Origin of the sequence: Cyanobacterium sp. HL-69 (genome assembly GCA_002813895.1) — a bacterium.
GTDB lineage: Bacteria > Cyanobacteriota > Cyanobacteriia > Cyanobacteriales > Cyanobacteriaceae > Cyanobacterium.
This window is the reverse complement of the sequence record CP024912.1, coordinates 1,663,134-1,675,852: the sequence shown is the minus strand read 5'-3', so window position 1 is coordinate 1,675,852 and position 12,719 is coordinate 1,663,134. Positions and strand designations below refer to the sequence as shown.

Annotated in this window: 14 protein-coding genes; 12 read left to right on the top strand and 2 right to left on the bottom strand. The window is 38.3% G+C overall.

The features are described from left to right. Positions 1 to 4 precede the first annotated feature (4 nt). The 8 genes from AA637_RS07680 to AA637_RS07645 all read left to right on the top strand — a co-directional run bounded on the left by AA637_RS07680 (position 5) and on the right by AA637_RS07645 (position 7,172). Positions 5 to 823 carry an ABC transporter ATP-binding protein gene (locus tag AA637_RS07680; RefSeq protein ID WP_446682257.1) on the top strand — a complete coding sequence of 273 codons (819 nt, stop codon included), beginning with the start codon at positions 5 to 7 and terminating at the stop codon, positions 821 to 823. A 155-nt stretch (positions 824 to 978) separates the two neighbouring features. Then, complete coding sequence (locus tag AA637_RS07675; RefSeq protein ID WP_446682256.1) at positions 979 to 3,609, top strand: TonB-dependent hemoglobin/transferrin/lactoferrin family receptor; 2,631 nt, start codon at positions 979 to 981, stop codon at positions 3,607 to 3,609. 122 nt (positions 3,610 to 3,731) lie between these two features. Continuing rightward, complete coding sequence (locus tag AA637_RS07670; RefSeq protein ID WP_446682255.1) at positions 3,732 to 4,628, top strand: ABC transporter substrate-binding protein; 897 nt, start codon at positions 3,732 to 3,734, stop codon at positions 4,626 to 4,628. Positions 4,629 to 4,946: 318 nt separating this feature from the next. Next, positions 4,947 to 5,129 (top strand): CsbD family protein, encoded by a 183-nt coding sequence (locus tag AA637_RS07665; RefSeq protein ID WP_446682254.1) that lies wholly within the window; start codon positions 4,947 to 4,949, stop codon positions 5,127 to 5,129. 171 nt (positions 5,130 to 5,300) lie between these two features. Further along, positions 5,301 to 5,675: a hypothetical protein gene (locus AA637_RS07660; protein WP_446682253.1), complete on the top strand. Its 375-nt coding sequence runs from the start codon at positions 5,301 to 5,303 to the stop codon at positions 5,673 to 5,675. A 304-nt stretch (positions 5,676 to 5,979) separates the two neighbouring features. Next, positions 5,980 to 6,459 carry a CsbD family protein gene (locus tag AA637_RS07655; RefSeq protein ID WP_446682252.1) on the top strand — a complete coding sequence of 160 codons (480 nt, stop codon included), beginning with the start codon at positions 5,980 to 5,982 and terminating at the stop codon, positions 6,457 to 6,459. A 99-nt stretch (positions 6,460 to 6,558) separates the two neighbouring features. Beyond that, a complete protein-coding gene (locus AA637_RS07650; RefSeq protein WP_141712655.1) occupies positions 6,559 to 6,711 on the top strand; it encodes a lmo0937 family membrane protein in 153 nt (50 codons plus the stop codon). Positions 6,712 to 6,743: 32 nt separating this feature from the next. Next, positions 6,744 to 7,172: a YggT family protein gene (locus AA637_RS07645; RefSeq protein ID WP_446682251.1), complete on the top strand. Its 429-nt coding sequence runs from the start codon at positions 6,744 to 6,746 to the stop codon at positions 7,170 to 7,172. A gap of 178 nt (positions 7,173 to 7,350) precedes the next feature. Here AA637_RS07645 and AA637_RS07640 read toward each other — a convergent pair whose 3' ends face one another. Continuing rightward, positions 7,351 to 7,656 carry a hypothetical protein gene (locus AA637_RS07640; RefSeq protein WP_446682250.1) on the bottom strand — a complete coding sequence of 102 codons (306 nt, stop codon included), beginning with the start codon at positions 7,654 to 7,656 and terminating at the stop codon, positions 7,351 to 7,353. Positions 7,657 to 7,683: 27 nt separating this feature from the next. On the opposite strand from AA637_RS07640, the gene AA637_RS07635 reads away from it, so the two are divergent. Then, positions 7,684 to 9,000, top strand: a complete 1,317-nt coding sequence (locus tag AA637_RS07635) for a mechanosensitive ion channel family protein (RefSeq protein ID WP_446682249.1) — start codon at positions 7,684 to 7,686, stop codon at positions 8,998 to 9,000. Here the strand turns inward: AA637_RS07635 and AA637_RS07630 are convergent. After that, the gene (locus AA637_RS07630) at positions 8,962 to 9,837 is read right to left on the bottom strand and encodes an MBL fold metallo-hydrolase (RefSeq protein WP_446682248.1); all 876 of its coding nucleotides are present in this window, start codon (positions 9,835 to 9,837) and stop codon (positions 8,962 to 8,964) included. The genes AA637_RS07635 and AA637_RS07630 overlap by 39 nt on opposite strands. Before the next feature lie 507 nt (positions 9,838 to 10,344). On the opposite strand from AA637_RS07630, the gene AA637_RS07625 reads away from it, so the two are divergent. The 3 genes from AA637_RS07625 (at position 10,345) to AA637_RS07615 (ending at position 12,657) form a co-directional block, all read left to right on the top strand. Further along, entirely contained in the window at positions 10,345 to 11,751 is a 1,407-nt protein-coding gene (locus AA637_RS07625) for a form I ribulose bisphosphate carboxylase large subunit (protein ID WP_446682247.1), read from the top strand. 163 nt (positions 11,752 to 11,914) lie between these two features. Continuing rightward, positions 11,915 to 12,319, top strand: coding sequence for a chaperonin family protein RbcX (locus tag AA637_RS07620; RefSeq protein ID WP_446682246.1), 405 nt, complete (start codon positions 11,915 to 11,917; stop codon positions 12,317 to 12,319). 2 nt (positions 12,320 to 12,321) lie between these two features. After that, entirely contained in the window at positions 12,322 to 12,657 is a 336-nt protein-coding gene (locus tag AA637_RS07615) for a ribulose bisphosphate carboxylase small subunit (RefSeq protein ID WP_446682245.1), read from the top strand. Positions 12,658 to 12,719 lie beyond the last annotated feature (62 nt).

Below are 12,719 nucleotides of genomic sequence, written 5' to 3'. Positions count from 1 at the left end.
AATCATGCCTTTAAATACTTATAACCTATATGGGGGTTACGGTAAAAGTGCGATTATTAAATCCGTTGACCTCGATTTAGAAAGGGGAGAATGGCTTAGTTTAGTGGGTGCTAACGGCTCAGGAAAGTCAACCCTCCTCAAGCTCATCTGTCGTATCCTCAAACCTAGTCAGGGAAAAATCTTACTCGATAGTAAAGACATTCATAACCTCCCTCCCCAAACCGTCGCCAAAAAAATCGCTATCTTACCCCAACAGCAAACCATTCCCCAAGGTTTAACCGTTCGTCAATTGGTCAGTTTGGGGCGTACTCCTCACCAATCATGGTATCAGTGGGATTTGACAGGGGAAGACCAACAGGCGGTATATCAAGCCCTCGAAGAAACCGAATTAATGGCTTATGGCGATCGCCCCGTCAGCCAATTATCAGGGGGGGAAAGACAGAGAGCCTTTTTAGCCCTTGCCCTTGCCCAAAATCCCCAAGTGTTATTACTCGATGAACCTACCACCTACCTTGATATTCATTATCAACTGCAACTATTAGAACTATTGAAACAGTTAAATCGACAAGGTTTGACCATCATAACAGTATTACACGAGATTAACCTTGCGGTGCGCTATAGCGATCGCCTTGGCCTCCTCAAACAAGGACAAATCTATCAAATCGGCGACATAGACACCGTCTTAACCCCCGAAAATATATCCGCCGTTTTTGACGTAGAAACCATCATTATTGATACCCCCATCGGCAAACAAATTTGTCCCCTTAGTACCTCTGTTGCCGCTAACCCTTTTAACAAGGGGCTTAATCCCCTTGCCTCCTAGTAAGTACCAAAACCATGAGAGTCAAAATCTTTCATAGTTGAGAAATTTAAAAAACCTAACACTCATTCTCCCCTTATTAAGGGGGGTTAGGGGGGATCTATTAAAAAAAAATAGAACGATAAAACTTGAAAACTTTATAAAAACTCATCAAAAAAATGAACAAAACCCGACGACAAATAATAAAAAAATCAACCCTATTATCATTAACAATTCTTACCATAGGCAATCCCGTAGAAGCCCAAGAAACAACCATAAAAAATCAACAGCAACCCTTGATTGTTGCCCAAAATGATAACAAAACCATCATTACAGGTATCCAAATCAACCCCCAACCATCAGGAATCGAAATCACCATCGAAACCGAAGACGGCACCCGCCCCGTTCCCCTAATTATGAACGAATCAGAGCAAGTAATCATTGACTTTGTTGATACCACCCTCAACATTAACGGTGACAACCAATTTCAGGTAAATGACGTTAGCTCAGACATTGGTAATATTACCCTGACCACCCTTGATGATAACACCGTTAGAATGGTAGTTACAGGCACTCAACAAACCCCGTTCGGTGAAATAGTACCCTCCCCCGACAACCTAGTTTTGAGCCTAACCACAGGACAAATAAACACCGCACAAAACATTTTTAACCAAGATGACATTACCATCACCATAACAGGCACACGAACCGCCCGAAGACTTCTTGATTCTGCCAACTCCATTACCATTATCGACTCCCAACAAATAGAAAGACAACTAATTCAAAATATCCAAGACTTGGTTAGATATGAGCCTGGGGTATCCGTCGGCAGAGCATCAAATCGTTTTGGTAATCAAGATTTTAATATTCGAGGCATTGACGGCAACCGAGTATTATTACAAGTTGATGGTATCAGAGTACCTGATAATTATGTGGGTAGGGGTAGAGATTACTTTAATATGGAAACCACCAAAAGGGTAGAAATTATTAAAGGGCCAGCCTCTGCATTATACGGTAGCGATGCGATCGGCGGTGTAGTTTCTTTTATTACCAAAGACCCTCAAGACTATCTGGATGTTTTTGGAAACTCCTTTTATACTAGTGGGCAGATAAGTTACGATAGCCGAGATGAAAGCATTTCCCTCACAGGGGTATTAGCAGGGGAAGATGAAGACGGAAAACTACAATTTTCCACGGTGTTTGGTTTTGGTAGTGGTTCAGAATTTAAAACGAGGGGAGATGCGATCGCCAATCCTCAAGACACTAGAGATTTAAGCCTTACTGCCAAATTAGTCTATAACTTTAATGACCATAGTAGCCTTAAATTTACAGGGGAATTTTTGGATGAGGAAGTAGAAACCAACCTTCTTGATGAAGTGGGTAGAACACCTTTTAACCTTCGCCCCCCTAATCTTGTATTTTTCGATCGCCAATTATCCGAAGCCACAGACACCCGTAAAAGAAACCGTTTCAGCCTCGACTACAACAGCACCAACCCTAGCCCTTCATGGTTAGATGCCATTAACGCCAAGATATATTATCAAGATGCCTTCATTCGAGAACAAAAAATATCTAGCGGTATCCAACAATCCTTTGGCATGGGGCCACCGAGATTTGCCTCTGTCACCAGAGACGAAATTAACGAGTTTTCCCAAGAAGTATTTGGTGGTGAAATTCAGTTACAAAGTGACTTTCAAACCTCCAGAGCATCCCATCGTTTAGTTTATGGCTTAGAGTTATTTAACACCAGCACTTCTCGCCCAAGGGATAATACCTTAATTTTCGGTGATGGCACTACCAGTAAATTTGTCATTGGGGAGGAATTTCCTAACAAGACTTTCCCTGATACTGATACCCTTCGCATCGGGGCGTATATTCAGGATGAAATTGAAATCGGTAAATGGTCAATAATACCTGGTTTACGGTGGGATTATTTTAGTCTCAATGCCAATGAGGATGATGATTTTCGCCGTATTAATGTGGATAATTTCGAGGTGGAAAATCGTAATGACTCGGCTTTTTCTCCCAAAATTGGCGTAGTTTACAAGGCTACCCCAGAGTTATCTTTATATGGGCAATATGCCAGAGGTTTTCGCAGTCCTCCCTATGATGATGCTAATATTGGTTTTACTAATTTTGCATTTCAATATGCGGTGTTACCCAATGCTAATTTAAGCCCTGAAACCAGTGATAGTTTTGAAATTGGGGTGCGTGGTTCATATCCTCAAGTGGATTTTAGTTTGGCAGGATTTTATAACAACTACAATAATTTTATCGATAATGTGGCTCTGGGCGATCGCCCCAGTGACGGATTTAGACAATTTCAAGCTCAAAACATTGATAGTGCAGAAATTTACGGTGTAGAAGCAAGGGCAGAATATTTCTTTAATCCCACCAGACAAGACGGTTTTAGCTTAGTGGGTAGCCTAGCATGGACTGAAGGTAATAATAACAGCGATGGTAACTCTATACCACTCAACTCCATTGATCCCTTTCAAGCCGTAGTAGGTGTACGGTATCGAGCCCCCGAAGATAGATGGGGTTCAGAATTAGTCGGAACATTTGTAGGGGCAAAAACAAACGCTGATGGAGATAATTTATTCCTTCCCGATGGTTACTTTTTACTAGACTTAATTGGCTACTATAATTTTTCCAAAAATGCCTCTTTAAATATTGGTTTATTTAACTTATTTGACCAAAAATATTTTGTCTGGTCAGATGTGCGTGGCACTACCGTTGATAATGCGAATTTAGAAAGGTTTGCCCCTCCAGGATTTAATGCCGGAATTAACTTTAGACTACGTTTTTAATGGAGTGTTATCTTGCATCTTAATCGGCTTTTATTCTAACAAAAAGGCTTTGTGAGGCAAGGGGCTTAAGCCCCTTGTTAATAATTTGTGCTCAAATCCATCTATTCAAACACTTTAAAAATATGAATATTAAATCTATTAATTCAATATTGTTATCTTTTTTCTTAATAACCATTACCGCCTGTAATAATTCCGATAATATTGCCTTACAAGAGAATCAACAAGAAAGTATCAATACCGAATTAGAAACAGTTAATCAACCCCAGAGAATTATTGCATTAACCTCCTTGAGTGCAGATATTATTTATCAACTAAACCCCGAAAAATTAGTAGGAATTCCAGGTAGTAGCCTAACCAGAAATGACCCCAGATTTGCTGATTATCCCACCGTCAGTGAAGGAAATACACCCCCAGATTTAGAAAAAATTGTCGCCCTTGAGCCAGATTTGGTGATTGGTGCAGAGGGTTTTAGTGATCAAACCTTAGCAAAACTCGAAGAAGTAGGCATCAAAACCATTTCTACCAACGTGGATAATTTAGAATCTTTGACAACACTAACCCAAAATATAGCCTCTATCATAGGGGAAGATGCTCAATCTCTTGTGGATAGTTACCAAAACTGGATACCTGCACAGGTAAACTCTGATACTTCCGTGGTGGTTTTGGTAAGTCGTCAACCCATTCTCGCCCCCAATAAAAATAGTTGGGCTGGAGATTTATTAAATCAGTTTCAATTTAATAATGTGGTGGCAGATTTACAAGGTAGCTCACAATTTGGAGGTTATGTAACTTTATCTCCTGAGAAAATTTTGGAAACTGATCCAGAGATTATCATTTTAGTAGATCCTGGGCAACAGGGTATAGAAGAACAAATGAAGACAGAGTCTTTCTGGGGCAATTTACGGGCAGTGAAGGAGGATAATGTTCATGTTTTTGATTACTATGGGTTGGTGAATCCTGGCAATACTGGCAAGGTGGAGGAAACCGTTAATAAATTATCTGCTTTGACAAAAGATTAGGTTCAAATGTTCAAAGATTGATTTTTTCAACTACTTATTTTCTTAACAATCTCTACAAGGTACATAGAGAATGACTATTAATCTTTATACTTTTTTGCTAAGTACAAAATCGTACATTAGTTTTGAAAAAATAATGTTATTCTCGGCTTAGGTTTGAATGATTTGATTCTTGATAAATTTTAATTTTAATTGCTTTTAATAATTTGGCTAAAAGTCAAGTATGACTTCTGGCGAAAATAAAAATGTAGTACCTTAATTTTAAAATCAAAAGTAAAAATTGTTTACCTAATGTTGTTTCAAAAATAAGAGCATAAAATTATGGGTTCGAAAAATAAAATCAAAGCAACAGCTAAAAATATCGAAGGTAAAATCCAAGAAACCTACGGTAATGCTACAGGTTCAGCTAAAAATGAAGCTGAGGGAAAAGCCAAGCAAGTGGAAGCAAAGATTAAACATACCACTGAAGATGTTAAGGATGAGACAAAAAAAGCGATGGATTAATTGTCATAACATCATAGTTTTTTAGGGTAGTTTTATGGGGGATGGTATCAAGATAAATAGTTAGTATTATTTATTGATCACTTGTTTAAAAGTCCCTCATTTTAGTTAATAGTTTATAAAAAATTAACCTAGGTATTAAGTACGAAACATATTCATTTTTGCGGAGGGTATATGATTTTATTAAGACCAATTTATAAATCTTTTATCACTATTAGTTTAGTGTTACTTATTTCCATGGTTACAGCTTTTGGTTTTATGGGTGGAAATAGTTTTGCGTCAACAAAGCCAATGTCCTCTATAAGTCCTTTAAGTAATCAGATAGCGTGGGGAGATGAAGATATAGAAACTGGTGATAAAAATCTTGAGGGAAAAACGGAGATTCAGATGGAAGAGTCTCAGAAGCTAGACAGCGAAACTCAAGACAGTATCAGTAATGCTATTCAAAATCCTAGCTACAAACCCAATAAAGGACAGATTCAAAAAGAAGAGCGTCAATCAACAAAAGATATAAAAGCTGAAGCTCGTGATGCGATGCTTTCTAATTAAACTTTTGCCACAAGTAAGTGCGATCGCACTTTAATCCCTTTTAGTGAAGTTGATAAATAGTCTTTAAGTGTAAATTGATTGATAATTTCTAATGGATCATTATTTAAAGCATTTTCAACCAAACTCACACAGATTTACTCTGAATTTTTGATAGTTAATAGGATTCACGTAATGATAACGATATTTTGTCATTGCTAGACACCAAGCAATTTCAACATCTGTAAACTTATATGAATTTTGGCTTAACTAGATTTTTAATAAAAATAATTTAATCAATAACAATTCAATTTTTTTGGAGAATAATATGATTTTATTTCAACAAATTCGTAAGTTATTGTTAATAACAATTACTTTGTTTTTCGTTATTTCAACAGTCACCGCTTTTGGTGCTATGGATGATAGCTACGCTGCGCAACTAGGAAATTCATCCATAAATCCCCCCACAAATCAAATTGCATGGGGTTGGGGTAAACGTTCAGAAGCTCTCGCCAAGGACATCGAGGGTAAAGCCCAAGAGGCACTCGGTAACATAACAGGTGATCCCAAAGATCAATTAATGGGTAATGCCAAGCAGGTAGAAAGTCGAGCGATGAACAAAAAAGAAGACATGAAAGACAGTATGAAGTTAAAAGGTCGCTCAAAAGCTGTAACTAAAAATCTCGAAGGTAAGGCTCAAGAAGCTGTGGGTAATACCACAAGAGACCCAAAAGATAAGTTAATGGGCAATGTCAAGCAAGTAGAAAGTCAAGTTCGCAATGCGATCGAAGATATAAAAGGTAACTAAACCTTTTTAGAGAAATGGGCAATGACAATTTAAACAATTTAGTCAAGTCTGTTTTTCGTTTTATGAAAAAATCACTATAAAATTTTTGAGAGGAAAAAAATGCCGAATATAGTATGGACAGGAGTAGGGGTTTTAATAATTTTATGGTTGTTAGGATTCTCTATTAACATTGGGGGAGGTTTAATTCATATCCTTCTCGTTTTAGCTCTTATTGGTATTGTTTACAATTTAATGGTCGGTCGCAGAGTTTAATTCCAAAAACATTAAATGAGTGATAGAAAACAATGAATAAAGATCCATCAGAAAGTAATCTTGATCGACAACAAGAACTTCGACACGAGGAAGAAGCCTTTTTATTGCGAAAAGAGGAAAGAACATTAAGAACAAGACAACGGGATTCTTCTTATGCTTGGATTCTCAGGAGTATTTATATCCTAATTGGATTTTTGCAAATATTACTGAGTTTACGATTCTTTCTTCGTTTGATGGGTGCGAATACTGAAAATCAGTTTACTCAATTTATTTACGGTATTTCTGATGTTTTTGTTGCACCCTTTTCTACGTTATTTACGAGCCTTGCCGCTGAGGATAGCACAAATCCTATCGGTGAAGGAAACATTTTTGATCTCAATGTATTAATGGCCATTGTCGTTTATGCTCTTTTAGGTTGGCTTGGGGTGAGTTTAGTTAAATATATCTATGCTCGGCGTTGAAAAAGTAACCGTTTGATAGGAAATTAATGTACTTGTCGGCATTTATCTTGACTTTGTAGTGGGGTTAGGATAAATAGCCGACATTTTTGATGAAATATGTATTTAAACCCTAGATACTACACTAACTAATTAAAGTCAAAAAAACTATTCCCTGTTCCCTGCCCTAATTACCCCATTCCTAATTAATTAGTTGATTTATTTCGTCTAATTGGTTTTGTCGATTAAATCTCTCCCAAGTAATTCCATTAACATCTTTTTCTTCACTGAATTTTTCGGCGGTGGAATCTTGCCACCCCAGATGTCTTAGGCTACCAGAAGGAACATTTTTATCCACTCTGACAGAAAAGTTTACAGTTTCTGTTTCCCAGAGGGCATATTGATTCTCCACAATTATGATGGGTGAAGCGGATAAACGTTTATTATAGTCTTTGATGCTTTCTGTGAGGTTGTCTGTGGAAATGGCGATATGAATTTTTTTTGACATTTTATATCTGCTTTCAATGGGGTTTTGATGATGAAAAAATATTATGTATTGACGCTTTTTTGTTTCACTTATTTTAGTACATTTTTTTACCCTCAATGGTCTGACGTATCTGGGCAACTAAAGGCGCAGGATTCGTCAGTGGAGAGTTTGGAGGAAAATGTTTTTTTTGCCGATGTGATGGTGCGTGGAAAGCCGATATTTCAGGTGGGGGGTTTGGTTGATATAACTGCAAAGGAAAGGGCGAGAACTATAAATCGTCGTATTGCTAGTTTGGTGAGTCAGTCGGATTCATTTAATTCTGTGCAAATTGCTTTAATTGATGGGGGTAGTAGTGCTCTATTGCAGGTTAATAATCGAGTTTTGATGACTGTGACAAGTCAGGATGCCCTTGATTTTAATGTTTCGGTGAAGGAGTTGGCTCAGTTATGGGCGCAGGATTTAGATGATAGTTTGAGTCAGCCTAGTTTTATGGTGGATGTGGCTCAAAGATTGGATGTTACTATTCAAAATTTGCTTCAGGATACTATTGATAATTTGCCTTCTTTTATGGGAGCTTTTATCGTAGTTGTTTTTACTTGGTTGGTGGCGATCGCAGTTAAAAATCTTGCTTATTTATGGGCTGAAAAGACTGAGGGCGATCGCAGTACAGACATATTAATAAGTCGCTTGTGTTATGGAGGAGTTTGGATAGTCGGCAGTGTAATCAGTTTAGGAATTTTAGGTCTAGATTTTGGATTGTTACTCGGCACTTTGGGCTTAACCAGTGTCGCCATTGGTTTTAGTCTCAAGGATGTTTTGGGTAACTACATTTCTGGGGTTATATTACTGGCGGCCCGTCCTTTTCGGATAAATGATCAAGTAATCATCACCGATTATGAAGGAACTATCATTCAAATTCAGTTAAGGGCTATCACACTACAAACCTATGATGGACGGTTAGTTTATATTCCTAATCAACAAGTGTTTCAAAGTAGCATTGTCAATATTACCGCTTCTCCTTTTCGCCGTAGTAGTCTCATGTTAGGCATTGAGTACGATTCAGACTTAAGTTTTGTAAAACAAATCATTCGGGCAACAGTGGTTAACACCGAGGGGGTAGAGTCAGAGCGCGAAATAATGATTTTAGTAACAGAATTGATTCCTAGTACCGTTAATATTGAAGTTTTGTTTTGGGTTAATTCCCGTCGTCAATCTTTTTTAAAAGTAACCTCGGATGTATGTCAGGGCATTAAGGAAGTCTTGGAAAAAGAAAATATTAAAACTCCCACCAATAGTTATGTCATTACTTTGGATAACCCTTCTTTGTTACAAGGTGGTTTGCATCCAACGGATACAACTTCTTAATTCGTTTTTCATATCGGCAGGTGAGCCATAGTGTCTTCTACCATGGCCGGGTAATACCCAAGAAAAGGAATATTCAGTTAGTTTTTCGGTGGATTTTACCAATTTTTCCCAAGAATACCAGCAATGATTTTTAAAGGCTATCAGTGTATTTAGTTTATCTGACCACGCTAGATGATCCCCTGTAAAGAAAAATTTGTTTTTGTATAACATGACGGTATGTCCTTTGGTATGCCCGGGTACAGGAATAATGATAATATCCTCCGCAAACTGTAGTGGTTCGTTTATGTCAAGGGGAATTTCAATATTCTTGGTTTTATCGCTGATTTCGTCACGGTGTAAGATGCGATCGCACTTAAAATGTTCATGAAACTTCTGATGATCAGCAATATCATCTTTATGAGTAAGATACATATATCTTACTCCCCCCATCTCCTCTAGTGTTTTCACCAAAGGAGCATTAAAGCGAGGGGAATCAACCAAAATATTACCCTCCTCCCGTTGGATAAAATAGGAAGCTGCGGCAAAAGATTTGGGGGAATGATAACCACAATGATAGACATTTTCATCTACCAAAATAGGAAAGGTATTCTGTACCTGATTAATGTTTTCAGGAGGTTGTATCGTACCAATGGAATTTGTAGGGCAAGACAACAACGCTTGTAGGGCTTTTATTTCTTCCTCCAAATTAGAAGGTTGATGGGATACGGCCGACTGTTTTCCCACCCTCGAAAAAGTTGATTGCGCCATCCAACGACAAGTATCACAATCAATGCAACTGCTATCTACATAAAAATTACCCGAAATATTTTCCTCTCGTTTTTCTGTTAAAGATGCCATAATTTTAGCCTTGAGTGCTACTATTCCAGTTTAACTCACCCAAATTCGGTGTCATATTCATGGGCAAATCCCCTCTGGCATAATAAATTATGAAAAATAGTCTAACCATTGCCCGTTCCCTGTTCCCCATTCCCTGTCTTGACCAGAAAATGTAATTTTGAGCTTCACCTACTATAAGTAAATCTAATCATTACAATAACAGGTAAATGAATTTAGGAAAAAGTGTAAAGAAATATGTAGAAAATAATGTTTTAGAATCAAGGAATTGTAGGAAAAAGAGTATTAATGCCTATGAAACAGTGATCAAGGGAAAAAATAAGATTAGTTAAATTAATAAAAATCAGAATAAATATTAATGGAAAAAAAAATGTTTTCTGAAAGAAGATGATCCCCCTTCATGATAAGATTGAAACTCGAAAAGCAAAAGCCTAACAACTGACTTCTATTTATAGAGGTTGTTAACAATAAAGCTATAAAGAAAATTTATATATTTGGAGGATGCCACTAATGGCACAAGCTGGATTTAAAGCTGGTGTTCAGGATTATCGTTTAACCTACTACACCCCTGATTACACCCCTAAAGATACCGATTTATTAGCCTGTTTTAGAATGACTCCCCAACCAGGAGTTCCCCCCGAAGAATGTGCGGCGGCGGTAGCGGCTGAATCTTCTACTGGTACTTGGACCACCGTATGGACTGATGGTCTAACCGACTTGGATCGTTATAAAGGTCGTTGTTACAACGTTGAGCCTGTACCTGGTGAAGATAACCAATATTTCGTATTTGTTGCTTATCCTTTAGATCTATTTGAAGAAGGTTCTATCACTAACGTATTAACCTCCTTAGTCGGTAACGTATTCGGATTCAAAGCTCTTCGTGCTTTACGTTTAGAAGACATCCGTTTCCCCGTTGCTTTAATCAAAACTTACCAAGGACCTCCCCACGGTATCACCGTAGAGCGTGACTTGTTAAATAAATATGGTCGTCCTTTATTGGGTTGTACCATTAAGCCTAAATTAGGTTTATCTGCTAAAAACTATGGTCGTGCAGTTTATGAATGTCTCCGTGGTGGTTTAGACTTCACCAAAGATGACGAAAACATCAACTCTCAGCCCTTCATGCGTTGGAGAGATCGTTTCTTATTCGTTCAAGAGGCGATCGTAAAAGCTCAAGCTGAAACCAATGAAATGAAAGGTCACTACCTCAACGTTACCGCTGGTACTTGCGAGGAAATGATGAAACGTGCTGAATTCGCTAAAGAAATCGGTACTCCTATCATCATGCACGATTTCTTCACTGGTGGTTTCACTGCTAACACCACCCTTGCTAAATGGTGTCGTGATAACGGAATCTTACTACACATTCACCGCGCTATGCACGCAGTAGTTGACCGTCAGAAAAACCATGGTATTCACTTCCGTGTTTTAGCTAAGTGTCTCCGTCTATCTGGTGGTGACCACTTACACTCTGGTACTGTTGTAGGTAAACTAGAGGGCGATCGCGCTGTAACCCTAGGTTTCGTTGACTTAATGCGTGAAGACTACGTAGAAGAAGATCGTTCTCGTGGTGTATTCTTTACCCAAGACTACGCTTCCTTACCTGGTGTAATGCCTGTGGCTTCTGGTGGTATCCACGTATGGCATATGCCCGCACTTGTAGAAATCTTCGGTGACGACTCTTGTTTACAGTTCGGTGGTGGTACTCTAGGACACCCTTGGGGTAACGCACCTGGTGCAACCGCTAACCGTGTAGCTTTAGAAGCCTGTGTACAAGCTCGTAACGAGGGTCGTTCTCTTGCCCGTGAAGGTAATGACGTAATCCGTGAAGCTTGTCGTTGGAGTCCTGAACTTGCTGCGGCTTGTGAACTTTGGAAAGAGATCAAGTTCGAGTTTGACACCGTTGACACCCTCTAAATTTTAGTTGCTGGGGATTCAGGATTTACGGAAAATAAATGGAAACAGTAATCAATGAACAATAATTCTGAGCATAATAGGAATAATTAAGTAATTGATATAACAAACGAAATTTATTACCGATCTTCTGATTCACCCAAGGGGCGATCGCCCACTAAAATTTATGTGTTACAAACAAGCGGTAAAAGAGACAGCAAAAGTTTTGCAAGGCTATCTTACCTATCAAGCCGTAAAGCTAATCATTGAACAACTGACCGAAACAAATCCAGCTTTGGCAATTTGGTTAAGGGAATTTTCCCATCATCACCCCATTCAGGATAGTGAAAATTACCTTAGGGCTTTGGTGAAAGAAAATAAAGAATTAGTTTTACGAATCTTGACAGTAAGAAAAGAAATTGCGGAACAAACGGTGGAGTTTTTACCAGAAATGGTCAAGACAAACATAGAGCAATCTAACATAGAACATCGTCGCTATCTCTTAGAACGTTTGACTCAAACTCAGTCTTCATCGTTGGATGAAACACAAATAGATACCGAATCAAATCAATCAGAAAACAAGGAACAATAAAAATGCAAACTTTACCAAAAGAGCGTCGTTACGAAACTCTCTCTTACTTACCCCCCCTAACCGATCAACAAATCGTTAAACAAGTTCAATACTTACTCGATCAAGGATTTATTCCCGCCATCGAATTTGAAAAAGATCCTTTACCCAACGACCACCACTGGACTCTTTGGAAACTACCTTTATTCAATGCTGTTTCTCCCCAAGAAGTATTAAACGAAGTTCGTGAATGTAAAGGTCAGTATTCTGACTCCTACATCAGAGTTATCGGTTTCGACAACCTCAAACAGTGTCAAACCATGAGTTTCATCGTTCACAAACCTAACACCACTCGTTTCTAGGTTTATAGTTCATAAACTCAGTGTTAAGCCCTCCTTTTTGGAGGGTTTTCTAGTTTCAGGCA